The following is a 24,215-nucleotide window of genomic DNA, read 5'->3' as shown; positions in this document are numbered from 1 at the left end:
GGCCGAGGAGCTAGAAGTGCCCTTACGTGAACACCGCGGCGGCGTATCACCAGTACTGCACCTGAGTTGTCGCTGGGAGGCGGGCACAACGGCACATCCCCGCGCATGGTGACTGTCTTGAGACCGATGGGGCGTCGGTTGACAGCAAGGCGGTCCCGGAATGCGGCGGAGCAATCCACGTTAGACAGTTAGGTGATGCCTCAAACCTTTCAGTTCGTGTCGACGGACCAGGACGACCCGCTGGCGCAGCCGCTGCTCGTCGGCCTGGCGGCCGAGTATGCGCAGCGCTACGGCGGCACACCTGAATGGCACCTGACCTGGCTGCGCGTGCCAGCTGACGAGTTCGCGCCGCCCGACGGCGGCCTGATGATCGGCGTGGTGGGCGGAGTGCCCGTCACCGGCGGCGCGTTTCGGCGCTACGACCACGACACCGCCGAGCTCAAGCGGATCTGGACCGACCCCGCCCACCGCCGGCGCGGCTACGCCAAGGAACTGTTGGCCGCGCTGGAAGCCACGACCGCCGCCCGCGGATACCGGCGGGTGTATCTGATCACCGGCAACCGCCAGCCCGAGGCAGAGTGCCTGTACCGCACGATCGGCTACACCCGGCTCGACGAGCCGCTGCCCTCCTGGGGCGAGTTTCATCCGATCGCCTTCGAGAAGTGGCTGTCATGACCGAACAGCTGCACCTGGGCGTCGCGCTCGACGGCTACGGCTGGCATCCGCAGGCATGGCGCAGCACAGTTCCCGCGGAATCGGTGCTGTCCGGCCGATACTGGGCTGACCTGGCCGCCACCGCCGAACGGGGGTCGCTGGATTTTCTGACCATCGACGATACGCTGATGCCGCAGCCCGGCCGCCGCGAGGCCATCGATCCCCGGCGGCTGGCTGGCCGGGCCGACGCGGTTCTTCTCGCTGCCCGTGTCGCGCCGGCCACCCGGCACATCGGCCTGATACCGGTCGCGACTGTCACCCACACCGAGCCGTTCCACGTCTCGAAGGCCATCGCCACCCTCGACTTTGTGTCGCACGGGCGGGCGGGCTGGCAGGCCCGGGTCAGCGCGACAGCGCACGAAGCGGCGCTGTTCGGCCGTCGCGATCTCTCCGGCGACCTGTTCGACGAGGCCGCCGATTTCGTCGAGGTGGTGCGCCTGCTCTGGGACAGCTGGGAGGACGACGCGGTGATCCGCGACGTCGCGACCGGGCGCTACATCGACCGGGACAAGCTGCATTACATCGACTTCACCGGAAAGTATTTCTCGGTCAAAGGGCCTTCGATCACGCCGCGACCACCGCAGGGCCAGCCGGTGGTCGCAGCCCTTGCCCACGCTTCCCGCATCTACGAATTCGCCGCCGTCAGCGCCGATCTCGTGTTCATCACACCCATCGACGACGACGGGCTGCGCCGGATACTCGACGAGGTAGACGCGCGGCTGAAAATCTATGCGGACGTGGTCGTCTCGTTCGGCGGCGACACCTTCAGATCCGACGCGCTCGTATTCACCGGAAGTCCAACCGAATTGGTCGATCTGCTACTGGGCTGGCAGGCGATGGGCATCGAGGGCGCACGGCTGCGGCCAGCGGTCAACGCTACGGACCTGCCGGTGATCGTCGACGAGGTGGTGCCGGCGCTGCAGCGCGCGAAACGGTTCCGCACCGGCTATCGCGACGGCGAGACGCTGCGCGAACGGCTCGGCTTGCCGGTGGCGCCCAATCGTTACGCGGCGGTGCGTCAATGACTGGGGCCCCGCTGTCAGTCCTCGATCTGGCGCCGATCAGCGCCGGCAGCGACGCGGTCACCGCGCTACGCAACACGATCGACTTGGCTCAGCACGCCGAGCAGTGGGGCTTTCGGCGCTACTGGGTCGCCGAACACCACTTCGTCGGCGTGGCCAGCTCGGCGCCGGCGGTGCTGGTGGGTCAGATTGCCGCTGCCACCAACACGATTCGGGTCGGCACGGCAGCCGTGCAGCTCAGCCACACTACGGCCGCTGCGGTGGTGGAGAGCTTCGGCATGCTCGAGGCATTCCATCCCGGCCGCATCGACCTCGGCGTGGGCCGCTCCGGGCAGCGCCGCATCAGGCCGGACAAACCCCGCAAGCCGCGGCCCAAGACCGAAACGCCCCGCGAGTGGCGCGAAATCGACGGCGTCGTCGTGCCGCCGCCGTTCGACCTGCGCACCGTGCTCAACAAGGAACGCGTGCAGGCCACGATGGCGATCCTGCAGCAGCCCGAGGCTGTCGCACCCGACTTCGCCGAACAACTGGGCGACATCATCGCAATGCTGGACGGCAGCTACCGGGTCGACGGGTTCGACGTGCACGCGGTCCCCGGTGAACGAAGCGGCTTGACGCCGTGGATCTTCGGCAGCAGCAAGGGCAAAAGCGCGCAGGTCGCCGGGGCGCTGGGCCTGCCGTTCGTGGCCAGCTACCACCTCACCCCGGCCACCGCGCTGGACGCCGTCGGCGCCTACCGCGCCGCATTCAAGCCGTCGGAGATGCTGTCGCAGCCCTACGTGGTGATCTCGGCGGACATCGTCGTCGCCGACGACAGCGCCACCGCGCGACACTTGGCCTCGAGCTACGGGCATTGGGTGTACTCCATCCGCGTCGGCGACGGCGCCGTGCCCTATCCCAACCCCGACGAATGCCCGCCGCTGACCGACGAGCAGCTAGCGGTGGTAAACGACCGGCTGGCAACGCAATTCGTCGGCAACCCGGACGAGGTGGCCGAGCGGCTGACGGCGCTGCAACGGGTCAGCGGCGCCGACGAACTCGTCATCACGTCGGTCACCTACCGGCACGAGGACCGGCTGCGTTCTCACGAGTTGATCGCAAAGCGCTGGTACCAGTGAAACAGATCCACCTGGCCGCACATTTCCCCGGCGTCAACAACACCACGGTGTGGGCCGATCCGGCTGCGGGCAGCCAGATCGAGTTCGAGTCGTTCGTGCATCTGGCCCGCACCGCCGAGCGAGGGCTGTTCGACTTCTTCTTTCTGGCCGAAGGTTTGCGGTTGCGCGAGCACCGCGGCCGGATCTACGACCTGGACGTGGTGGGCCGGCCGGACACCTTCACCGTGCTGGCCGCGCTGGCCGCCGTCACCGACCGGATCGGGCTGACCGGCACGATCAACACCACGTTCAACGAACCCTTCGAAGTAGCAAGGCAATTCGCTACCTTGGATCATTTGTCCGACGGCCGGGCGGGCTGGAACATCGTCACCTCGTCAGACGCGTTCACCGGCGCCAACTTCCGGCGCGGCGGATTCCTCGACCACGCTGACCGCTACCGTCGGGCGGAGGAATTCCTTAACGTGGCCCAGTCCTTTTGGGGCAGCTGGCAGCCGGATGCCGTGATAGCCGACAACATCTACGTAGACCCGAGCCGCATCAAAACCGTCGAATACCACGGCGAGCACTTCGACGTGCGTGGGGTGGCCACACTGCCCGCGGGGCCGCAGGGCCAGCCGGTGCTGTTGCAGGCCGGCGACTCCGACGAGGGAAGGTCGTTCGGCGCCCGGCACGCCGACGCGATGTTCACCCTGCACGGGTCGCTGGAGGACGGCCAGCGCTACACTGCTGACGTCAAGGGCCGCGCGGCAGCGGCTGGCCGAAACCCTGGCGAGCTCAAGGTGTTTCCCGCTGCCACGTTCGTGCTGGGCGACAGTGCCGCGGACGCCGCCGAAAAGGCGCACCACATCCGTCGCCAACAGGTCAGCGGTCCGACAGCGATCGCGATGCTCGAGCAGGTGTGGGGCCGTGACCTGTCGGCTTACGATCCCGACGGCCCGCTACCCGACGTCGACCCGACCGGTGACACCAGCATCACCCAGGGCCGGGTGCGTCACGGCGACCCGGTCGCGGTGGCGCGTCGCTACCGCGAACGTGCTGCGGCGGAAGGCCTTTCGATCCGCGAGCTGGTCATCGCCGTCACCAGCCGGCAGCAGTTCGTCGGAACCGCGTCGCAGATCGCCGACGAGATGAACCGCTACGTGCAAGCCGACGCCTGCGACGGTTTCATCCTGGTTCCGCACCTGACCCCGCACGGGTTGGACGACTTCGTCGACCAGGTGGTCCCGTTGCTGCAGGAACGTGGTGTGTACCGCACCGAGTACACGGGCACGACGCTGCGCGAGCACCTGACGAACGACTAGCGTCGACCCCGCACGGCTCGTACGGTGGAACGTAGACCCCGGATGACACAAGGGGGTTTGCGATGAACACCACTGACGTGCTGGTTGTCGGCGCGGGCCCGACGGGCCTGACGCTTAGCACGGCGTTATCCCAGCAGGGCGTGGATGTCACGGTGGTAGACCGTCTGGCGGCGGGCGCCAACACGTCGCGGGCTGTCGCTATCGCCGCCCGCACGCTCGAAGTGCTCGAAGGGCTCGGCGTCAGTGCGCGCCTGACCAAGGAGGGCATTCACGTTCCGCGTTTCTCCATCCGTCAGCGCGATCAGATCCTCATGCCCATCGATTTCAGTGCGCTGCCGACGAAATACCCTTACACGCTGACGATTTCGCAGGCCGCGACCGAACAGGTACTGCTCGACAGGCTCGCCGAGGTTGGTACCGAGGTTCTGCGGCCCACCGCCGTCACCGCCGTCAGCGAAGGTGAGCAGGGTCCGGTCGCAACGTTCGACGACGGTGATTCAGTCAGCGCACGTTACGTGGTCGGCTGCGACGGGATGCACAGCACGGTGCGAGATCAAGCGCGCATCGCTTACCGCGGCCACGCATACAGCGAGTCGTTTGCCCTTGCCGATGTCCATCTGCAGGGCGGCGCGCCGGCCGACGAGATTGTGCTGTTTTTCGCGGGGGCGGGTCTTTTGGTTCTGGTGCCGTTGCCCGGCGGTGTGCACCGGATCGTCGCCCCGGTCAGTGACCAGTCGCCGCCGCTGAGCGCCGAGTTTTTCCAGCGGCTGCTTGACACTCGCGCCTTCGGTCCGGGACGGCTGCAGGTTGTCGGAGACCCGATCTGGGCCTCAGAGTTTCGAATTCACCATCGGGTGGTGGACAGCTACCGGGCGGGCCATGTGCTGGTGGTCGGTGACGCCGCCCATGTGCACAGCCCGGCCGGCGGACAGGGCATGAATTTGGGTATCCAAGACGCCACGGTGTTGGCCGACGTACTCGTCCGTGTCCTCGGCGGGGCCTCTGACGATCTGTTGGACGACTTCGGTAAGGCGCGACGGCCGATTGCCAAACAGGTGCTGCGACTCACCGACCGGTTGACTCGACTCGCGACGCTTCCGCGTATCGCACGCCCGGCACGCAACGCGGCGATCAGCCTGGCTTCCGCTGTTCCCGGCGCCCGACGCGCGCTGGCGTGGCGACTCAGCGGGCTGGTGTACCGATGAGCTGCTCGACGTAGTCGCCGCTGGGCTGCCTGGTCGCGACGTTCAGGCGATTCCACGCGTTGATGGTCGCGATCGAGACCACGAGCGCGGCGAGTTGCTCCTCGCTGTAGTGGCGTGCGGCTTCGTCCCACACTTCGTCGGGAACCGGGTCGGGACGGTCGGCAAGCCGGGTGACGGCTTCTGTGAGCGCGAGCGCGGCCCGCTCAGCGTCGGTAAAGTACGGCGCCTCCCGCCATGCCGCGACCGTGAAGATCTTTTCGTCCGGCTCACCGGCGTGCCGGAGCTCGCGGGAGTGCATGTCCACGCACACGCTGCAGCCGTTGATCTGGCTGGCCCGCGTATGGATGAGGAAGTGAGTGGTCTCGGGAATGCCGGCGGTCTTTGCGGCGGCTCCCAGTTTCGACATCGCTTCGAACACGCCCGGTACTGACATCGCCGGGCTTTTGATCCGTGCCTTCATGATTCGCCGTCCTTCGGGTGGTGGTTACTTGTGGTAGGCGTCGTCTTGGATGACCTTGACGCCGCGCCAGCCCCAGTACACGCAGTGGCGCTGGATCAGGCCGTCGGCGATCTCCATCACCTCGACGAAATCCATCTGCTCGCCGTCGGGTGTAGCGCGCGGGTACTCGAACATCATGGTGTGCGCGCCGTCGGTGAGATAGCCCGTGCGGTAGTAGGTCCGCAACGGCGGCTTGCGTGCGGCCACTTGCTCGAGCACCGGACGCAACTCGTCGAGTCCGTGGCACACCCCCGACTCCGTGCCCATGGTCAGCGGCACGGCGGGACTCTCGAAGACGACCTCCGGAGCATAAAGTGCAAGCAGTCCGTCGACGTCCTCGTCGCTCAGTGCCTTGTCCCAATCGTGGTAGATGCGTTCGGCGGCCTGTTGAAAACTTTCGTTGCGAGACATGACCCTCCTAGTCGCTTACGCGGGCCGCACTCAGCGCACGGCTCCACCAGAGCAAGTCATCAATCGCGGTGTTCAATTGTGAGATGTCGTTGGTATCGCCGTTGAAAACGCCGTCGTTGAGTTTGTTGCCGATTCCGTTGATATGCAGTGCATCGCGCAGCGGCGCCATCCGCAACTCAATCAGGACAAGCCGCAGCTGTTCGACGCCGCGCGCCCCGGCCACACCGCCGTAGGTGACGAAACTGGCTGGCTTGCGTGCCCATTCGGCATACAGATAGTCGAGCGCGTTCTTCAACGCGGGCGAATACCCGTGGTTGTATTCGGGAGTAACGAAGATATAGCCGTCACCTTGGGATACCTGCTGCGCCCACCGTTGCTGCAGCGGGTCTTCATAGTCGCCGAGAATCGGCGGCTTGGCCAGGCTCATCATCGGCAGGTCCCAGTCCTTGAGGTCGACCAACTCCACCGAGCAATCCTGCCGGGATGCTGCCTGCGCACAGACCCAGTCGGCCACTGGTTTGGCTCGCCGGCCTTCCCGCACGCTGCCCACGATGACTTGGATGTGCATTGACTACCTCCTGGTAACAGTCGCGGCACCCCCGCCGAGCGCGCGAGGCGGGATCCGGTGCTGGGCAGCTTGCACGGCCGCGGCGAACCGCGGGTCGGGCCGGATGGCGTTTTCCCGGTAGCAGGCCTCGGTGAACTTGACGACGTGCTCATCGCCGTTCACAAGGGCGCGCTCGAACAGCTCGTGCCACGAAAGCAACTCCGTATCAGACGCAGCCGCAAGGCTTTCCGGCTCGGCACCAACCTCACTGGTGAACATCAGCAACAGGGCGAGATGGACTCGCCACATGGCCGCGACGGCGCCGGCGTGCTGGTTGTCGGGAAGCTCGGCCAACACGATCCGCATGGCTGCCGGAGCTGTCACGCCGTGGATCAGCGGCACCGGCGGCGCCTCCGGATGAGCCAGGTAGACGCCGGCGAAGGTGGTCGTCATTTCACTGAGGCGATGCCCCGCGTCCAGCGGTGTCAATGCGCGCAACGCCTCGGCGTAGCCGGGATGGTCTCGCAGACGAGCAAGCCGCGCACCACCCAGGGGACCGTCGGGGGACATCCGGGCCAGCCCGTTGACGGCGTCGGGCACGGCGCGCCGGCCCGTGAGCGCCACCTCGCCGGGCAACGCTTGGTATCGAGCGGCCCAGTACGCCAGTCCGCGTGAGAGTTCCTTGACGGCAAGCACTTTCGGCTGATCCGAGGCGGCGAGACACCGCACCGCATGCGCGGTGCGGATAAGTCCGTGGGTCAATCCGGCCATCAACCCCGGTAAGAGTCGCGGCCACCATTGGCTGAGGACGTCACGCCACGGCCGCTCGTTGAGTTCGCGGGCGAACATTTCTTCCCAGTCGCCGGCGCGGTCCAACTCACCCAGGGCCTGACGCCAAGACTGCTCATCTGATGGATCGATGCCGAACCGCGGTTGTGGCGGATCGTGGTGGGTCACGCTGCGCTTGTAATCCTCCACCCAGGACGCAACCTCGTCGGCAAACCCTAGGGTGGATAGCGCCTCGGCGCCCATCGGGCCGTGATTGGCCAGCTCCATGCCGTCGCCGCGTTCGTAGCCGAGCCCTTCGAGGCGTTCATAGGCCTCGCTCATCGCGTGGGCGTAGATATTGGTGGACACGATTGTCGTCGGCATCATCTTCGAATACCCCCAAACTGGACCGTTTAGGCGCGTCCGATGGCGATGGCGACGCGGCGAGGGGGCACACCGGCAGATGTGCCGGCATGCCCCCGCCTGCGCGGTCAGCCGGCCATGAATTCGTGGTAGGCCGACTCCAGCTCGGGTGACAGTGCGGTCGTGTTGCACTGCCGCTCGGTGTCACCGATCGGCGCCAGGATGCCCCGCAGGTCGTAGTACTCCTGCGGGTGCGCAGTGAAATAGGTGCGCAAAGTGGCCGACGCCTCCGGACGCGGCCGGGTGAACGCATCCGTCACCGCCGCGTTGGCATCCGGGTGAGCGTCGAGGTACTGGCGGGCCGAACCGGTCGCCGAGTTGACGGTGTTCTGCACGCCCGCGGGGCTGCAGTCGGGAGCCGCCGATGCCGTCGGCGCCGCGATCGTCGTTGCGGCCAGACCGCCCAGCAGCAAGCAGGCAGCATGAATTCTCATCATTGTTTGTTCCTTGGAGTTGCACATTGGCAGGAAAGCCCGCCTCCTGCTCAAGCGGGCGGGCCGTCACCTTGGGCCGGCCCGACGCCCAAAGTACGCGAAGCCAATTCGGCGTGAAGTACGCGAAAACCGGTGCCGCAGTGCGCAACCGGCGGCTGGTGTGAACAATGGTGCACGTGTGGCGGTCGTCGGTAAGCGATCGACCAGAGCCGCGGTGCAATCGTGAGAATTCTTAGGGGACTGTGATGTTCACTGTGATCGAATTGTGATCGCGCTCAGTGGCCTTGAGCCAGCGCGGTCGCTTTGTCGGTAGCGTCACGGATGGGGCCGCGCCACAGGTCGCCGTGGCCTGGGGCCAGGATCTCGGTGTCCAGCAGCGCCAGCGCGGCCAGGCTGCGCACGCAGTCGTCCTGGTTGTGGCTGAACACCGCCGGCAACAGCTGCGGGCCGCTGTGCGCCAGCAGCGGATGACCGGTGACCAGCGCGTCGCCGCTGGCCAGCACGCCGTCGACCAGATACGAGCAGTGTCCGCCGGTGTGCCCGGGAGTGGGAATGGCCATCGGGTGGCCGGGCAACTCGGCGGCCACTTCCGCCGTCAGCGGCTGCGCCGACGGAATGCCCTCGCGGATCAGCCCGCCGTTGCGCACCACGTGCGCGGCCCACAGCGCCCAGCGCGGGCGCCAGATCCGCAGTGCGACGTCGAGCGGCGACGCCTGCTCCAGATACTCCCGCTTGGTGTGGCCCACCTCGTCGGGATGGCAGTACACCGGCGTGCCGTGGGTCTTGGCGAACCAGATCGCCGAGCCCAGATGGTCGATGTGGGCGTGTGTGAGCAGAATCGCCCGCACATCGCCGGGCTGGTGCCCCAGCTCGCGCAGCGAGGCGAGCACGTCGTCGCGGTCACCGGGATACCCGGCGTCGATCAGCATCACTCCGGCATCGTCGGTGACCAGCAGCCAGTTGACCGCCTCGCCCTGCGCGAGGTGCACCTTTTCCGTGATCGCCGTCAGCGCCGGTGCCATGCCCGCGAGTTTAGGCACCGGGCGATCGCAAGCGCGGCGGAGCCGGGCGCGGCGGGTCGCCCGAGGGCTGGGGGAGTAGAAACGACACCGTGGCTGAACTCAAACTGGGATACAAGGCGTCGGCCGAACAATTCGCGCCGCGGGAACTCGTCGAGCTGGCGGTCGCCGCCGAAGCGCACGGCATGGACAGCGCCACCGTCAGCGACCATTTCCAGCCCTGGCGGCACAAGGGCGGGCACGCCCCGTTCTCGCTGGCCTGGATGACCGCGGTCGGTGAGCGCACCAAGCGGATCACGCTGGGCACCTCGGTGCTCACCCCGACTTTCCGGTACAACCCAGCCGTCGTCGCCCAGGCGTTCGCAACGATGAGCTGCCTGTATCCGGGCCGCATCTTCCTGGGCGTGGGCACCGGCGAGGCGTTGAACGAGATCGCCACCGGCTACGAGGGTGAGTGGCCGGAGTTCAAGGAGCGCTTCGCCCGGCTGCGGGAGTCGGTGCGGCTGATGCGCGAACTGTGGCGCGGCGACCGCGTGGACTTCGACGGCGACTACTACCGGCTCAAGGGCGCCTCGATCTACGACGTGCCCGAGGGCGGGGTGCCGATCTACATCGCCGCGGGCGGCCCGGCGGTGGCCAAGTACGCGGGCCGGGCCGGCGACGGCTTCATCTGCACCTCCGGCAAGGGCGAGGAGCTCTACAAGGACAAGCTGATCCCGGCGGTCTTGGAAGGAGCAGCGGGCGCGGGCAGATCGGTCGACGATATCGACAAGATGATCGAGATCAAGATCTCCTACGACCCCGACCCCAAGCTCGCGCTGGAGAACACCCGGTTCTGGGCGCCGCTGTCGCTGACCGCCGAGCAGAAGCATTCCATCGACGACCCGATCGAGATGGAAAAGGCCGCCGACGCGCTGCCCATCGAGCAGGTCGCCAAGCGCTGGATCGTCGCCTCGGATCCCGACGAGGCCGTCGAAAAGGTCGGCCAGTACGTCACCTGGGGCCTCAACCACCTGGTGTTCCACGCGCCCGGCCACGACCAGCGCCGGTTCCTGGAACTATTCGAGAAGGATCTCGCGCCAAGGCTGCGGCGACTGGGCTGACGTGCCGAGTCTCTACATCACCTCGCCGGAAGGCGACACCGGCAAATCGACGATCGCGCTGGGGGTGCTGCACCTGCTGGCCGCGACCGTGGCCCGGGTCGGGGTGTTCCGGCCGATCGTGCGGGCGGGTAACGAGCGCGACTACATCCTCGAACTGCTGTTGGCGCACGCCACCGCCGACCTGTCCTACGAGCAGTGCGTCGGGGTCACTTACCAGCAGTTGCACGAGGACACCGACGCCGCGCTCACCGAGATCGTCGACCGGTTCCACGCGGTCGCCGACCAGTGCGATGCGGTCGTCATCGTCGGCAGCGACTACAACGACGTTGCGGCGCCGGCGGAGCTATCCGTCAACGCCCGCATCGCCGTCAACCTCGGCGCCCCCGTGGTCCTGACCGTACGAGCCCGCGGCCGCACTCCCGACGAGGTCGCCCAGGTTGTCGAGATCTGCCTGGCCGAACTGGCCGCCCAGCACGCCCACACCGCGGCAGTGGTGGCCAACCGCTGCGACCCGTCGCAAATGACCGCGGTCGCCAAGGCGTTGAGCGCGTTCGAACCGAAAACCTATGTGCTGCCCGACGAGCCGCTGCTGGTCGCGCCGACGGTGGCCGACCTGCAACAGGCGGTGGGTGGAACGCTGTTATCCGGCGACGACGCGCTGATGGGACGCGAAGCGATGGGTGTGGTGGTCGCCGGGATGACCGCCGACCATGTGCTCGAGCGCCTCGCCGACGGGGTCGCGGTGATCACCCCCGGTGACCGCTCCGACGTCGTGCTGGCGGTGGCGAGTGCCCATGCGGCAGAAGGCTTTCCGTCACTGTCGTGCATCATCCTCAACGGCGGCTTCGAGCTGCACCCGTCGATCGCCGCGCTGGTGTCCGGGCTGCGGCTGCGGTTGCCGATCATCGCGACCACATTGGGCACCTACGACACCGCCAGCGCCGTCGCCTCTGCGCGGGGCCGGATCACGGTCGGCGCGCAGCGCAAGATCGACACCGCGCTGGCCCTGATGGAACGCAACGTCGACGTCGCCGAACTGGTGGCACGGCTGGCGATTCCGATCCCGACCGTCACCACGCCGCAGATGTTCACCTACCAGCTGCTGGACCGCGCCCGCTCCGACCGCAAGCACATCGTGCTGCCCGAGGGCGACGACGATCGCATCCTGCGCTCGGCCGGGCGGCTGCTGCAGCGCCGGGTGGCCGACCTGACGATCCTCGGCGACGAGAACGAGATCCGTTCCCGCGCAGCAGAACTCGGCGTCGACCTGTCTAACGCCACTGTGCTCGACCCACGCACCAGCGAGCTGCACGAAAAATTCGCCCACCAGTATGCGGAGCTGCGCGCCGCCAAGGGCGTCACCCTGGACCTGGCGGGCGAGGTGATGCGCGACGTGTCGTACTTCGGCACCATGCTCGTCTACAACGGCCTGGTCGACGGGATGGTGTCCGGTGCGGCGCACACCACCGCGCACACCGTGCGGCCGGCGTTCGAGATCATCCGCACCGCGCCGGACGTGTCCACGGTGTCGTCGATCTTCCTGATGTGCCTGCCGGATCGGGTGCTGGCCTACGGCGACTGTGCGATTGTCCCGGACCCGACGGTCGAGCAGCTCGCCGACATCGCGATCAGCTCGGCGCGCACCGCGGCACGGTTCGGTATCGAGCCGCGGGTGGCCATGCTGTCCTACTCCACCGGCGACTCGGGCGCGGGCGCCGGTGTCGATAAGGTCAGGGCGGCAACCGAATTGGTGCGCAGCCGGGCGCCTCAGCTGCTGGTCGAGGGACCCATCCAGTACGACGCCGCGGTGGACCCGTCGGTCGCGGCGACCAAGATGCGCGACTCGGCGGTCGCCGGGCGTGCGACCGTGCTGATCTTCCCCGATCTCAACGCCGGTAACAATGCCTACAAGGCGGTGCAGCGCAGCGCCGGCGCTATCGCGATCGGCCCGGTGCTGCAGGGCTTGAACAAGCCGGTGAACGACCTGTCTCGCGGCGCGCTGGTCGAAGACATCGTCAACACCGTTGCCATCACGGCGATCCAGGCGCAGGGCTCATGACCCTTGTCTTGGTGATCAACTCTGGCTCGTCGTCGCTGAAATACCAGCTGCTCCAACCTGATTCAGGCGAGTCTCGCGCGGACGGCCTCGTCGAGCAGATCGGCGAGCGTGGGTCGGAGTTTCCCGACCACGATGCCGCGCTGCGACATGCCTTCGAACAGCTGGGTGACCTCGACCGGCTCGCGGCAGTCGGGCACCGGGTGGTGCACGGCGGTCAGGATTTCTATCGGCCCACCATCCTCGACGACGCGGTGATCGCCGAGCTCAAAGAGCTGTCGCCGCTGGCCCCATTGCACAACCCCCCGGCCGTCGCCGGCATCGAGGTGGCGCGCAAGCTGCTGCCCGACGTTCCGCACGTTGCGGTGTTCGACACCGCCTTCTTCCACGACCTGCCGCCCGCCGCGGCGACCTATGCGATCGAGCGCGAACTGGCCGAGCGGTGGCAGATCCGCCGGTACGGCTTCCACGGCACGTCGCACCGCTATGTCAGCGAGCAGGCGGCCAAATTCCTGGGCCGACCGCTAAGGACTCTGAATCAGATTGTGCTGCACCTGGGTAACGGCGCGTCGGCGTCGGCGATCGCGGGAGGCCGGCCCGTCGACACCTCGATGGGGCTGACTCCGTTGGAAGGCCTGGTGATGGGCTCCCGCAGCGGCGACATCGACCCGGGGATCATCGGTTACCTGTGTCGTGAGGCGAACATGAGCGTCGACGAGATCGAGTCGGTGCTCAACCATCGCTCCGGGGTGCTGGGGCTGGCCGGTGAGCGTGATTTTCGCCGGCTACGCGAAATGATCGAATCAGGCGACAGCTCAGCACAATTGGCCTACGACGTGTTCATCCACCGGCTGCGCAAGTACGTCGGCGCCTACCTGGCGGTGCTGGGCCGCACCGATGTCGTGAGTTTCACCGCCGGGATCGGCGAGAACGCCGCGTCGGTGCGTCGCGACGCGCTGAGCGGCCTTGCGGCACTGGACATCGAGATCGACGAGCAGCGCAACCTCGAGCCGGCTCGCGGCGCGCGGCGGATCTCGACCGACGGCTCACCCGTTGCCGTGCTGGTCATCCCGACCAACGAAGAACTGGCCATCGCCCGCGATGCTCTGAGCGTGATTACGGCCCGGTGAAGGCTACAGTTTGGAACATGGGTGAGCAGCCCGGCATTGCACCGGTCGGGACCCAATTCGGCCGCTACAAGATCCGCGCGCTGCTTCGCCACACCGGCGTAGGCCAGGTCTACGAGGCAATAGATACGGCCAAAGACCGTACGGTCGGCCTCACCCTGCTGCCGCCGACCGTGGATCGCGAGCGGTTCTTCCGTGAATTGGACGTTGCGTCGGAGCTAAAGGAACCGCACGTCATTCCGGTGCTTGATTGGGGCGAGATCGACGGCCGGTGCTATGTCGTGACGCAATGGGTGCCGGGGGAGACTCTCCAATCGCTCGTGAGCACGTTCGGGCCGATCGATCCCGTACGCGCGGTGGCAATCATCGAGCAGATCGCCGCGGCTCTCGACGCCGCACACGCCCGTCGGCTGATTCACCGGGATGTCAAGCCGGAGAACATCGTTGTGACCGACGACGGCGACGCATACCTACTCGGTCTCGGCATCGCCGACCCGACACTGAGCGCGCCCGGGCCGACGGCGAGTTCCTATGCGTATATGGCGCCGGAGCGATTTGACGAAGGGCCGGTGACCAGTCGCGCCGACGTCTATTCGCTCGCCGCGGTTTTGGCCACAATCCTGACCGGCGACAGGCCGTTTCCCACCGCGACGACGGTGGGCCAGGTCATCAAGGCCCACCTGACCGCCCCGCCGCCGAAGCCCAGCCTGGCGCGGCCGCATGCCGTTTCTCCGCGGTTCGACACTGTCGTCGCGCGCGGGATGGCGAAGAATCCGCAGCAGCGGTTCGCGACGGCGGGCGATCTCGCTCGCGCGGCCCGGGATGCGCTCGCGGCCGGCCAGGAGGCTCCCACGATGGTTCGCCGGGCCAGCGACCTCGGCAAGGTCATCGCCGCCCGGCGCGGCGGCGGCCGCCTCCCCGACCCGATTCCCAACCTGGACTTCTACTCAGACGAGGCCGCTGCGCCGCCGTGGCGGCGCTCCAGGCTGCTGCCGCTGGTCGTCGGTGTGGTGGCGCTACTGGTGCTCGCTGCCGTCGGCGTCGTCGTGTGGCGGGTGGCCTCGACGGGCGGTGAGCTGCACGCCCAGCCGTCGGCCGCGCCGAAAACGTACCGGCCGACCGTGCTGCCGTTCACCGGGCTGACCGGCCCGGAGGGTGTGGCCGTGGACCCGGCCGGCAACGTCTACGTCGCCAACATCGACAACGACCGGGTGCTGAAGCTGGAGTCCGGGACGACCACCCAGACCGTGCTGCCGTTCACCAACCTCAAGGAACCGTACGGGCTGGCCGTCGACAAGGACGGCAACGTCTACGTCGCCGACACCGACGGCAACCGTGTGGTGAAACTCGATGTGGGGACCACCAACCAGACCGTGCTGCCGTTCGACGGGCTCAACCGGCCGGAAGGCCTGGCGGTGGACGCGGCGGGCCGCGTGTACGTCGCCGACACCTCCAACAACCGGGTGCTCAAGCTCGATGTGGGGTCGACGAGCCAGAGCGTGTTGCAGTTCAACGGCCTCGAACGGCCCAAGGGGGTCGCGGTGGACAAGGCCGGCCGCGTCTATGTCGCCGATACCGGCAACAACCGGGTGCTGAAGCTGCCGCCGGGGTCGACCAGCCAGGAGGTGCTCCCGTTCACCGGCCTGAAAGACCCGTCCGGGTTGGCGGCCGACGAGCAGGGCGCCGTCTACGTCACCGACGGCAGCAGAGTGGTGCGGCTGGAGCCGCGGTCCAACCAGCAGAGCGTCGTGCCGGTTACGGGCCTCGGCTACACCAGGGGCGTGGCGGTGGACGACGCCGGCAACGTCTACGTCACCGACTACGGCAACGACCAGGTGGTGAAGCTGGTAGCCGGCTGACCTACAGGAAGCCCAGGGCGCGTCTGCCGCTGCCGACCGCCGGGGTGGGGTCGGACTGCAGGGTTTGCGCCAGCAGCTCGTAGTAGACGTCGCGAAAGTCGGTGGTGGGCTTGAGGTCTCCGTTGTCGAGGTCGGTCAGGCTGGGCTCGTCGCCGTAGAAGCCGCCCTTGACCGGTGCGCCGGCGACGAACACCGGGCCGGCGGTGCCGTGGTCGGTGCCCTGCGACGCGTTGGCCTTCACCCGCCGCCCGAATTCCGAGTACGCCAGCACGACGACGTTCCTGCCGCGCCGGTCGCCGGCCATTTGCTGTAGGAACGGGGTCAGCGCGTCGTCGAAGGTCTGCAGCAGGCGCTGCTGGGTGCCGCGTTCGTCGGCGTGGGTGTCGAATCCGCCGAGCTGCACCGCGTATACCCGGGTCGGCACCCCGGCGCTCACCGCGCTGGTCACCATGCTCAGCTGGGCGGCCAGCGAGTTGTGGTCCTCGCCAGAGGGTTTGACTTGTCTGAGAGTGGTATCAGTGGTGCGGCTCGCGCGGTAGGCGGCGCACACCGCGGACATCGCCGGGGTGTCGTCCGGGTCGTCGACGCCCAACGCTTCCATGGTGGCGGCGAACCTGTCCGCCGACTCCGGCGCGGCGGTCGGGGAAAGTGCTGCCGCCGTGCACTTTTCGCCCACTGCCAGCGGGGGAAGCACCGAGCCGATGTTGACCGCGCGCAGCGGATCGTCGCCGGTGGCGTCGAGCCAGCGCCCGATCCAGCCCGTCGAGACGGGCTCGGCCGGCGATGCGGTCTGCCAGATATCCATCGACCGGAAGTGGCTGTGGTCGGGCTGCGGGTAGCTGACGCCCCGCACGATGGCCAGCTTGCGCTGGTTCCACAGCTGGGCCATACCTTTCAGCGCCGGGTTGAGACCAAGCTGGTCATCGAGGTGCAGCACATCGCCTGGGGCATAAGCAAGTTCGGGCCTTGCGTCGTGATAAGCGTTGTCCGCGTAGGGGATTACGGTGTTGATACCGTCGTTGCCGCCGTACAGGGTGACGATCACCAGCACGCCGCTGCCCTCGGCCAACGGTCGGTCCTCGGCCGCGCGCATCAGCTCCGGCCAGCTGATCGCCACTGTGCCGGACAGCAGGCCGGCCGCACCCAGGCCGGCGCTGGCGATCAGGAACTTGCGGCGATTCATGATGTGAGGTACTCCGGTGTATTCACGGCGGCGGCCAGCAGCTGCACAGGCTTGCGCACCAGTGGTTTGAGCGCGGCGACGGTCCGATCTGACCACGTGCCGACGCCGATGAGGTAACCGGCGGCGTCGATGCGGTCCCCGGCGCCGGTGTCCTCGATGGTGGACAGGTCGCCGGCGCGGGCCAGGTTGCTCGCGGCGCGGAACCGGACGTCGGCGCTGGCGGTGGACAGCCATACCTGGCCGTGCGGCCAGCCGCCCACGTCGGGCGGGTAGAAAGGCCGCTGCCCCAATGCTTTCAGCGTCGCGTCGACAGTCTTGAGACGCTTCGGGGTGTCGAGCGGAACACGTAGCGTCCGGACCATTCCGATCAGCCACTCGACCGGCGTGTTGACGATTGCGGCACGGGCGCCGACGAACTCGTCGTCGGTGAGGATCGCCGCGGTCAGTGCCTTCAGGTCGCGGCCGGGACCGTAGGCGGCGACCACCCGGTCCAGGGCTGCGTGTGATGGCGGCTCATCGGAGGCCAGCTGCTGCCACAGCCGTCCGGCGACGTATTGCGCCGACTTCGGTTGGGCCAGCACGGTGTCGCAGAACCCGGCCGCATCGAAGTCGGCGGTGGCGCCGAGCACTGTCTTGGCGGTGTTGTCGTGGCGCTTGGGCATCATCGACGTTTCGCCGCTTGGCTTGATCACCCAGCCGGTCAGCGCCCGTGCGCCGGCCCGCACGTCGTCCTCGGTGTACCCGTTGCCGTGGCCCAGCGCGAACAGTTCCATGAATTCGCGGGCCAGGTTTTCGTTGGGGGCCTTGGCGGTGTTGGACTGTCCGTCCAGCCAGCGCAGCATCGCCGCGTCGGTCAGCATCGCATAGGCCAGCGTCCGGAAGTCGCCTAGTTTCAGCGTCCGTAGTTTCTGGTTCTGCGCCGCCATGTAGTCGGCAACGCGGACCTTCTGGGCGGAGGTGGCAAAGTGGTTGTGCCACAGCAAGGTCAGCTTCTCGTGCACGGGTTGCTCGACCGATGCCATGCGGCGCAGCCACCACGCCGACAATTCCGACATCTGCTCGGATAACTGCCGATTGTGGGCCTTTCGCGCTTCTTTGGTCGCATCCTTGCCGGGTGCACGCGGGACGGCGAAGGTGGGCATCGGCGTCGCGCGTGCGCCGGGGTCGGCGTCGGGGTCCGAATTCAGTGCCGCCGCAACGTAGGTCGGCCAGTCTTGCGCGACGACAGCGTCGACGGTCGGGCCGCTGACACCGAACCCTGCGCGGCGCAGGATTCGGGCAGTGGTAATCCACCGGTCGGATTGGCCCGCCATGACTCAACTGTGAACCGCAAAACTGGAAATTTGCTGAGGACACGCTGAAGGTCCTGAGGTCGCGAGCGTGCACAGTTGTACGGGCGTTACGTTGGTGTCGGCGCACAAACACGCACGCTCGACGCAGATTAGAACGTCGACGTCGGCCGCACCCGGTTGGCCATGTCGACCAGCGTGTAGCGATGCGCCTGGGTGGGCGCTACCCGCGCCAGCGCCCGCAGTGATGCCTCGACGCCGAGCCGAAGCCCGTGCCCGGTGAACGGGAAACCCAGGATGTGGTTGGTGCTGGCCTCGTGGCCCGCCTCGAGCCAGTCCATCGCGCTGCCCAGGACCAGCGCCCGGATCTGCAACACCCGCGGCTCGGTCGGCGGCAATGCCTCCACCCGTCGCGCGGCGTCGCGGATTTGCTCCTCGGTGATCTCGCTGGTCGACCGGCCGGACAGCAGAGTCACCGCACTGGTCAGCCGCGCGGTGGTGAAATGCCTTGAGCTGGCGGGCACTTCGTCGAGGGTGCGCACCGCGGCTTCGCGGTCGCCGTCGGCCGACAGCGCGCGGGCCAGCCCGAACGCGGCCGAGATCACGCCGTCGTCGGTGTCCCACACCGTCTCGTAGAACTTGTGCTCGTCGGAGCTGCCGGCCAATTCGGCGGTGGCGGCCAGCGCCAGCTTCGGCGCCAACTCGCCGGGGAAGGTATCCAGCACCTCGTTGAAGTGTTTGATCGCCGAGTCGTAGTCGCCGGTGAGCAGCTCGGCGACGGCGCGATACCAGACCAGCCGCCACCGCCAGCCGACCCGCTCGGCCAGGTCGTCCAGTTTGCGGGTCGCCTTGGCCACGTCGCCGAGGTCCAGCAGCGCCCGGACCTCCATCAGCGGCAGCTCGACCGACTCCGACAGGTCGATCCCTTCCGAATCCAGTGAGCCGTGCCGCACCGCACGCAACGAATCCAGCGTCTGCACCGGCTGAGAGAGCACCGTCGCCTGCAACACCGGGGCGGCGACGTCGGCCGGGTCGACCAGCGGCACCGGCAGCGCGGTCACGATCTCCTTGGCGGTCAGCTTCTCCGAATGCACCTGGCCGTCCAGGTACACGTCCGTATGGGCCACCAGCAGCTCGACCCCGAACGTCGAACGGGTGCGGGAAAAGATCGTCGACAAACCGGGTCTCGGCACGCCGGTGTCATGAGCGACCACCTCGCGCAGCACACCGGACAGCTGCCCCGACATCTCCTCGGCGCTGGCGAACCGCCGCCGCGGATCGGGGTCGATCGCGCGGCGCAGCAACCGTGCGAACGAGTCGTATTCGACCAGCACCGGGTCGTCTTCGGGTAGCCCGTCGACGTAGCGTCCGTTGCGGGTGCGCAGCGTCATCGTCAGTGCCGCCAGCGTCCGGCCCACCGTGTAGATGTCGGTGGCCACCGTCGGCCCGGTGCGCACGATCTCCGGCGCCTGATAGCCCGGCGTGCCGTAGAGATAGCCGAACGAGTTGATCCGCGACACCGCACCCAGGTCGATCAGCTTGAGCTGCTCCTCGGTGACCATGATGTTCTCCGGCTTGAGGTCGTTGTAGACCAAGCCGATCGAATGCAAATACCCAAGGGCGGGAAGGATTTCCAGGATATAGGCGATGGCCTCGGCCACCGGCAGGTTGACGCCCCGGCCCCGCTTGAGCGACTGACCGCCGACGTACTCCATCACGATGTAGCCAACGGGATCGCCGTGGCGGTCGGGGTGCTCGACGAAGTTGAAGATCTGCACGATCGACGGGTGCACCACCTCGGCGAGGAACTGCCGTTCGGCCATCGCGATCGCCTGCGCCTCGGCGTCGCCGGAATGCACAAGGCCTTTGAGCACCACCGGCCGGTCGTTGACGTTCTTGTCGAACGCCAGGTACACCCAGCCCAGCCCGCCGTGTGCGATACAACCCTTGATCTCGTACTGACCGGCGACCACGTCGCCCGGATTCAGTTGCGGCAGAAACGAATACGGGCTGCCGCAATACGGGCACCAGCCCTCCGAGAGGGCTTTGCCGTCGGGGCTGGAGCGGCCCACCGGCCGGCCGCAGTTCCAGCAGAACCGCTTGGACTCCGGCACCACCGGGTTGGGCATGAGCGCTTCGAGCGGGTCGATGTCGGGCACCCGCGGAATCTCCACCAGGCCGCCGCCGAGCCGCCGGACCGGCTGAGCCACCCGCGTTGTCGTCGCCCGTTCGGCCGGCTCGGTCTCGACGGTGGTGGCGTCGTCCTCTTCGTCGTCGTCGAAGTGCGGGCGGAACAGCGCCTGGGTGGACACCGGGCGCATCTGCGCCGCGGAGTCGGCCGTCGCGTCGGCCGGCTCGGTGCCGGGAGCGACGGCGTCGTCGTCAGGCTTGTCCATCAGTCCAGATACCTCGGGGCGGGCGGGGCCGGCGCCGGACCGAGCACGTTCAACCACTTGCGGTACAACGTGTTCCAGGTGCCGTCGCGGCGGATGCGTTCCAGGGTGCCGTTGACGAACCGGACCAGCCCGGTGTTGTTCAGGTTGACCCCGATGCCGTAGGGCTGGGTGTCCATGTTGGGCCCCACGATGTGCAGGTACGGATCCTGGGACACCAGACCGGCCAGGATCGTGTCGTCGGTGCTGACCGCGTCGACCTCACGCTGCTGCAGCGCCACCAGGCAGTCGGCCCAGTTCACCACCTCCACGATCAGCGGCGGCGGCGCGATCTCGCGTATCCGGCCCAGCGACGTGGTGCCCTTGGCCACGCAGACCCGCTTGCCGGACAGGTCGGACGGCTTGGTGATCGCCGAGTGGCTGGGCGCCAGGATGCGTTGGTTGGCGTCGAGGTAGACCGTGGAGAAGTTGACCAGCTTGCGCCGCTCGCAGGTGATGGTCATGGTCTTGACGACGATGTCGACGAGCGACTTCTGCAGCGAAGTGATGCGTTCGGCCGACGACAGGATCCGGTATTCCACCGAGGTCGGGCTGCCGAAGATGTCGCGGGCCACCTCGCCGGCGATGTCGACGTCGAAACCGGTGATCTGGCCCGTGATCGGGTCGCGGAAGGACAGCAGGTTGCTGCCGATGTCGAGTCCGACGATCAGCCGGCCGCGGTCGCGGATGCCGCTGACCGCCTCGTCGGCCTCGGCCTTGGTGGCAAACGGCCGCAGGCTGGCGGTGACGTCGCAGTCGGCGTTGGCTTTCTCCGGCGGCCGCGGAGGCTGCGGCGGCAGCTCCTGCATGCCGGCCGGAGTGGGTGGCGGCAGCGTCGGCACCGGCGCCACCACCATCGGCGCCGAATGCCCGCACCCGGCCAGCAGCAGGGCGGCGCACAGGATGGCAATGGGCCGGCAGCCGATGGCGCCGACCCCCTGCGCCCGGCTCCGCCGTGCTTGCGATCGGCGCGTCATCATCGGTACTCGTTCAGTCGTGGCCACAGGCCGAGCGCGACCGCGATGGCGGCGCCCAGGCTGAGCACGACGCCGCCGACCGTCGCGCCGGACAGCCCCTGACGCGCGTTGAGGATGTCGGTGCGCAGCTGGTTGCGGCTTTGCTCCATGGTCTTGCGCAGCGCCTCGTCGAGCTTGTCGAACGCGGGGCTGGAGTCGTCTTCACCGTTACCGAGCGCGACCTGGGTGGCGGCCTGATAGTTGCCGACCGAGATGTAGGCGTTGATCCGGTCGTTGGCCTGGCGCCAGCGGGCCAGCAGCTGGCCGGCGTCGTGCAAATCGGTCTTGTCGACGGCGTCACCGCGGGACAGGTACTGGTCGAGCTGGGTGTGCATGGCGTCGATGCGTTGGTAGAAGGACTGCTGGCGGACCTCTTCGTCCCCGCGCCGGATCAATGACAACGTCTCGTCGGCACGCGCCTGCTGGGCGGTGATCGACAGGTTGGTGACGGTCTTCAACGATTCTGCCGCAGTGTTTTTCGCGCTGCGACTGGCCGAGGTGGAAATCGCCAGGGCCGTTCCTACCCACACCACCATAATGAGGATCGCCAGCGCGCCCACGACGAGACCGGGGTTGATCCGCCGGTTGGTGCGCCGCGCCAGCCAGCGGTGCGCGAAGGCGCCGAAGGTCACGGTGGTGACGACCACGAGGATCACCGGAGCCGGTATTTGAGTGGATGCCGTTGTCTCGCTGTCCACTCGCTCCGACGTCTGGCGGTAGAGCTGTTGCGCATCGGGCAGGATTCGCGACTGCATCAACGCCGACGCCTCGGACAGATATGACGAGCCGACCGGGTTACCCGCCCGGTTGTTGGTTCGCGCGATCTCGATCAGCCCGGTGTAGACGGCCAGCTCGGCGTTGATCCGGCCCAGCAGCTGCACCAGCGGCTCGTCGGTCAGCCCGCTCGAGGCCCGGGTGACCGCGACCGCGGCGTCAGTGATGGCCTGCTCGTAGCGCTGCCGGACGGTCCGCGGCTCGGCCTGGGCGATGAACGCCGTCGCCGCCGCCGCGTCGGCCACCGACAGCGTGGTGTAGAGCCGGCCCGCCGCGAACGACAGCGGCTCGGTGTGATTGAGCACGGTAGTCAGCGCCTGCTGGCGCTGGTTGATCGTCGTCGAGGTGGCAAACGCGCTGAGCCCGCCGAGGATCGCCAAGATGACGCCGATGGACAGGATGCGGCCGGGGGTCGTCGAGATGAACCACCAACGCGGGTGCGCCGGTTCGATTGGCGACCGCGACCCCAGTGGCTCGGTCGACGGGTGCGCCAACTCAACGGTCACGTCTGTTCGGACCTCATCTCTTCGCTGTGCGTCGCACGAACTCTATAAGCGAAGTCTAAGAGTTTGTTTTCGGGATGCGGGGAGCATCGCCGAGTCACCGGGGTTGGGCTGCTTATCCTGAACGCGTGCGCGGCGACGGCGACGGCTGGGTGATTTCCGACACCGGCGTGCCGTACTGGGGCCGGCACGGCGCGGCGGGTCTGCTTTTGCGGGCGCCGCGCGCCGACGGCAGCCCCGCAGTGTTGCTGCAACACCGCGCGCCGTGGAGTCATCAGGGCGGCACGTGGGGTCTGCCGGGAGGCGCCCGCGACAGCCACGAGACCGCCGAGCAGGCCGCCGTGCGCGAAGCGCTCGAGGAGGCCGGGCTGACGGGCGAGCAGCTGTCGGTGCGCGCGACGGTGATCACCGCGACGGCGAGCGGCACCGACTGGACCTACACCACCGTCGTCGCCGACGCCGGCGAGCTGCTGCCTACCGTGCCCAACCGGGAAAGCGCCGAGCTGCGCTGGGTCGACGAGGACGAGGTGGCCGACCTGCCGCTGCATCCCGGGTTCGCCGCCAGCTGGCAGCGGCTGCGCGCCGCGCCGGCGACGGTGCCATTGGGCCCGGGCGACGAGCGGCGCCGTCACCTGCCGCGCACGGTCGAGATCGAGGCGGGGGTGTTCCTGTGGTGCACCGCGGGCGGCCCGGATCAGGCGCCGTCGCAGCTTTCCAGCCGGATCAGCTCGCTGCTGCCAGCGCCGAACTGAGCCGCTCGGCGGCCGCGCGCGGGTCCTCGGCCGCGGTGATTGCCCGCACCACCACGACCCGGCGAGCCCCTGCGGCCAGCACTTCGGGCAGCCGGTCGGCGTCGATGCCGCCGATGGCGAACCAGGGTTTGCCGGTCGCCGTCGCGGCGGCCGCCTGGACCAGCGGCAGGCCCGGCGCCGGTCGGCCGGGTTTGGTCGGGGTGGGCCAGCACGGCCCGACGCAGAAGTAGTCGACGTCCTCGGTCAGGGCGTCGGTGACCTGGTCGGTGTCGTGGGTGGAGCGGCCGATCAGGGTTGCCGGTGCGACGATCTCGCGCGCCACCCGCAGCGGAAGGTCGTTCTGTCCCAGGTGCAGCACGTCGGCACCGGCCGCGCGGGCGATGTCGGCGCGGTCGTTGACGGCGACCAACGCCCCGTGCCGGCGGGCGGCGTCGGCGAGCACCTCGAGCGCCGCCAGCTCGTCGCGGGCCTCCAACGGCCCAAATCGGCGCTCCCCGGTAGAGCCCTTGTCGCGCAGCTGGATGACGTCCACGCCGCCGGCCAGCGCCGCCTCGGCGAACTCGGCCAGATCACCACGCTCACGGCGGGCGTCGGTGCACAGGTAGAGCCTGGCGCTGGCCAGCCTGGCATGGGGTTCGTGCACACCGCGACGCTAGCCGC

Annotated in this window: 22 protein-coding genes; 10 read left to right on the top strand and 12 right to left on the bottom strand. The window is 68.0% G+C overall.

Annotated elements, in window-relative coordinates; translation table 11 throughout:
- Positions 1-195: 195 nt before the first annotated feature.
- The 5 genes from G6N47_RS05385 to G6N47_RS05365 all read left to right on the top strand — a co-directional run bounded on the left by G6N47_RS05385 (position 196) and on the right by G6N47_RS05365 (position 5,360).
- Positions 196-675, top strand: a complete 480-nt coding sequence (locus tag G6N47_RS05385; protein ID WP_083133827.1) for a GNAT family N-acetyltransferase — start codon at positions 196-198, stop codon at positions 673-675.
- Positions 672-1,739: an LLM class flavin-dependent oxidoreductase gene (locus G6N47_RS05380; protein ID WP_083133826.1), complete on the top strand. Its 1,068-nt coding sequence runs from the start codon at positions 672-674 to the stop codon at positions 1,737-1,739. Before G6N47_RS05385 ends, G6N47_RS05380 begins: the two co-directional genes overlap by 4 nt.
- Positions 1,736-2,854, top strand: a complete 1,119-nt coding sequence (locus tag G6N47_RS05375) for an LLM class flavin-dependent oxidoreductase (RefSeq protein ID WP_083133825.1) — start codon at positions 1,736-1,738, stop codon at positions 2,852-2,854. Before G6N47_RS05380 ends, G6N47_RS05375 begins: the two co-directional genes overlap by 4 nt.
- On the top strand, positions 2,842-4,155 hold the full coding sequence (locus G6N47_RS05370) for an NtaA/DmoA family FMN-dependent monooxygenase (protein ID WP_083133888.1): 1,314 nt from the start codon (positions 2,842-2,844) through the stop codon (positions 4,153-4,155). The genes G6N47_RS05375 and G6N47_RS05370 overlap by 13 nt, the downstream gene beginning before the upstream one ends.
- 62 nt (positions 4,156-4,217) lie before the next feature.
- Entirely contained in the window at positions 4,218-5,360 is a 1,143-nt protein-coding gene (locus G6N47_RS05365) for an FAD-dependent oxidoreductase (RefSeq protein WP_083133824.1), read from the top strand.
- Here G6N47_RS05365 and G6N47_RS05360 read toward each other — a convergent pair.
- From G6N47_RS05360 to G6N47_RS05335, 6 genes are all read right to left on the bottom strand, one after another.
- Positions 5,338-5,820: a carboxymuconolactone decarboxylase family protein gene (locus tag G6N47_RS05360; protein ID WP_083133823.1), complete on the bottom strand. Its 483-nt coding sequence runs from the start codon at positions 5,818-5,820 to the stop codon at positions 5,338-5,340. The two genes, G6N47_RS05365 and G6N47_RS05360, sit on opposite strands and share 23 nt — an antisense overlap.
- Positions 5,821-5,844: 24 nt before the next feature.
- Positions 5,845-6,270: a nuclear transport factor 2 family protein gene (locus tag G6N47_RS05355; RefSeq protein WP_083133822.1), complete on the bottom strand. Its 426-nt coding sequence runs from the start codon at positions 6,268-6,270 to the stop codon at positions 5,845-5,847.
- A 7-nt stretch (positions 6,271-6,277) separates the two neighbouring features.
- Positions 6,278-6,838 carry an NADPH-dependent FMN reductase gene (locus G6N47_RS05350; RefSeq protein ID WP_083133821.1) on the bottom strand — a complete coding sequence of 187 codons (561 nt, stop codon included), beginning with the start codon at positions 6,836-6,838 and terminating at the stop codon, positions 6,278-6,280.
- 3 nt (positions 6,839-6,841) lie between these two features.
- Entirely contained in the window at positions 6,842-7,849 is a 1,008-nt protein-coding gene (locus G6N47_RS05345; RefSeq protein ID WP_308206277.1) for a questin oxidase family protein, read from the bottom strand.
- A gap of 227 nt (positions 7,850-8,076) precedes the next feature.
- Complete coding sequence (locus tag G6N47_RS05340) at positions 8,077-8,442, bottom strand: heme-binding protein (RefSeq protein WP_179966428.1); 366 nt, start codon at positions 8,440-8,442, stop codon at positions 8,077-8,079.
- A gap of 275 nt (positions 8,443-8,717) precedes the next feature.
- Positions 8,718-9,464 (bottom strand): MBL fold metallo-hydrolase, encoded by a 747-nt coding sequence (locus tag G6N47_RS05335; protein ID WP_083133819.1) that lies wholly within the window; start codon positions 9,462-9,464, stop codon positions 8,718-8,720.
- A gap of 89 nt (positions 9,465-9,553) precedes the next feature.
- On the opposite strand from G6N47_RS05335, the gene fgd reads away from it, so the two are divergent.
- The 4 genes from fgd to G6N47_RS05315 are packed head-to-tail and all read left to right on the top strand — an operon-like array spanning position 9,554 to position 15,606.
- Entirely contained in the window at positions 9,554-10,564 is a 1,011-nt protein-coding gene (fgd, locus tag G6N47_RS05330) for a glucose-6-phosphate dehydrogenase (coenzyme-F420) (RefSeq protein ID WP_083133818.1), read from the top strand.
- 1 nt (position 10,565) lies between these two features.
- Complete coding sequence (pta, locus tag G6N47_RS05325) at positions 10,566-12,623, top strand: phosphate acetyltransferase (RefSeq protein WP_083133817.1); 2,058 nt, start codon at positions 10,566-10,568, stop codon at positions 12,621-12,623.
- Entirely contained in the window at positions 12,620-13,750 is a 1,131-nt protein-coding gene (locus G6N47_RS05320; protein WP_083133816.1) for an acetate kinase, read from the top strand. Before pta ends, G6N47_RS05320 begins: the two co-directional genes overlap by 4 nt.
- A 17-nt stretch (positions 13,751-13,767) precedes the next feature.
- Positions 13,768-15,606: a serine/threonine-protein kinase PknD gene (locus tag G6N47_RS05315; RefSeq protein WP_083133815.1), complete on the top strand. Its 1,839-nt coding sequence runs from the start codon at positions 13,768-13,770 to the stop codon at positions 15,604-15,606.
- 1 nt (position 15,607) lies between these two features.
- Here the strand turns inward: G6N47_RS05315 and G6N47_RS05310 are convergent, their stop codons facing one another.
- From G6N47_RS05310 to glnX, 5 genes are all read right to left on the bottom strand, one after another.
- A complete protein-coding gene (locus G6N47_RS05310) occupies positions 15,608-16,789 on the bottom strand; it encodes a DUF1501 domain-containing protein (RefSeq protein ID WP_083133814.1) in 1,182 nt (393 codons plus the stop codon).
- Entirely contained in the window at positions 16,786-18,102 is a 1,317-nt protein-coding gene (locus G6N47_RS05305) for a DUF1800 domain-containing protein (protein ID WP_083133813.1), read from the bottom strand. The genes G6N47_RS05310 and G6N47_RS05305 overlap by 4 nt, the downstream gene beginning before the upstream one ends.
- Before the next feature lie 128 nt (positions 18,103-18,230).
- A complete protein-coding gene (locus tag G6N47_RS05300; protein ID WP_083133812.1) occupies positions 18,231-20,474 on the bottom strand; it encodes a serine/threonine-protein kinase PknG in 2,244 nt (747 codons plus the stop codon).
- A complete protein-coding gene (locus G6N47_RS05295) occupies positions 20,474-21,487 on the bottom strand; it encodes a glutamate ABC transporter substrate-binding protein (protein ID WP_083133811.1) in 1,014 nt (337 codons plus the stop codon). The genes G6N47_RS05300 and G6N47_RS05295 overlap by 1 nt, the downstream gene beginning before the upstream one ends.
- Positions 21,487-22,806 (bottom strand): protein kinase G-activating protein GlnX, encoded by a 1,320-nt coding sequence (glnX, locus tag G6N47_RS05290; RefSeq protein WP_083133810.1) that lies wholly within the window; start codon positions 22,804-22,806, stop codon positions 21,487-21,489. The genes G6N47_RS05295 and glnX overlap by 1 nt, the downstream gene beginning before the upstream one ends.
- 125 nt (positions 22,807-22,931) lie before the next feature.
- On the opposite strand from glnX, the gene G6N47_RS05285 reads away from it, so the two are divergent.
- Positions 22,932-23,555: an NUDIX hydrolase gene (locus G6N47_RS05285; protein WP_083133809.1), complete on the top strand. Its 624-nt coding sequence runs from the start codon at positions 22,932-22,934 to the stop codon at positions 23,553-23,555.
- On the opposite strand, the gene thiE is transcribed toward G6N47_RS05285, so the two are convergent.
- Positions 23,527-24,198: a thiamine phosphate synthase gene (gene thiE, locus G6N47_RS05280; RefSeq protein WP_083133808.1), complete on the bottom strand. Its 672-nt coding sequence runs from the start codon at positions 24,196-24,198 to the stop codon at positions 23,527-23,529. The genes G6N47_RS05285 and thiE overlap by 29 nt on opposite strands.
- Positions 24,199-24,215 lie beyond the last annotated feature (17 nt).

This window comes from Mycobacterium branderi, from assembly GCF_010728725.1.
Taxonomy (GTDB): Bacteria; Actinomycetota; Actinomycetes; order Mycobacteriales; family Mycobacteriaceae; genus Mycobacterium; species Mycobacterium branderi.
This window is presented reverse-complemented; position numbering and strand designations above follow the sequence as displayed.